General features: G+C 43.6%; 1 protein-coding gene and 3 tRNA genes. 1 reads left to right on the top strand and 3 read right to left on the bottom strand.

What is annotated here, in order from left to right:
* On the top strand, window positions 1-90 hold the full coding sequence (locus AT575_RS11120; RefSeq protein WP_404966738.1) for an IS3 family transposase: 90 nt from the start codon (window positions 1-3) through the stop codon (window positions 88-90).
* A gap of 105 nt (window positions 91-195) precedes the next feature.
* Here AT575_RS11120 and AT575_RS10105 read toward each other — a convergent pair.
* From AT575_RS10105 to AT575_RS10095, 3 genes are all read right to left on the bottom strand, one after another.
* Window positions 196-267, bottom strand: a tRNA-Glu gene (locus tag AT575_RS10105).
* 10 nt (window positions 268-277) lie between these two features.
* Window positions 278-351 (bottom strand) — tRNA-Ile (locus AT575_RS10100).
* A gap of 38 nt (window positions 352-389) precedes the next feature.
* Window positions 390-462, bottom strand: a tRNA-Thr gene (locus AT575_RS10095).
* Between the last annotated feature and the right edge of the window lie 52 nt (window positions 463-514).

The following is a 514-nucleotide window of genomic DNA, read 5'->3' as shown; positions in this document are numbered from 1 at the left end:
ATTGATTATTACAATAACAAAAGAATTCAGGCAAAAACAAAATGGATGCCTCCTGTACAATACAGGATGACATCCATGGGTTCTGCCTAGTTTATAAGTATGTGTCCAGGATTCTGGGTACATATCACATTCTGAGGTCTTTTAAATGTAAAAAATTGTATTAAAAAAAAACTCTTCATAATGAAGAGTTAACGATAGTCCGTACGGGATTCGAACCCGTGTTACCGCCGTGAAAAGGCGGTGTCTTAACCCCTTGACCAACGGACCAAAGTTATAATGGGCACGAGTGGACTCGAACCACCGACCTCACGCTTATCAGGCGTGCGCTCTAACCACCTGAGCTACGCGCCCAAGCTTACGCTTGGAAAATATATTGTTTTTAAAAACAATGCCGGCTACATGATTTGAACACGCGACCCTCTGATTACAAATCAGATGCTCTACCAACTGAGCTAAGCCGGCTAAAGTTTTATGCGGGTTAAGGGACTTGAACCCCCACGCCGTTAAGCGCCAG

The organism is Streptococcus penaeicida (genome assembly GCF_002887775.1).
Classification (GTDB): Bacteria; Bacillota; Bacilli; order Lactobacillales; family Streptococcaceae; genus Streptococcus; species Streptococcus penaeicida.
Note: the sequence above shows the minus strand (reverse complement) of the source record. Positions and strands in the feature narration are given on the sequence as shown.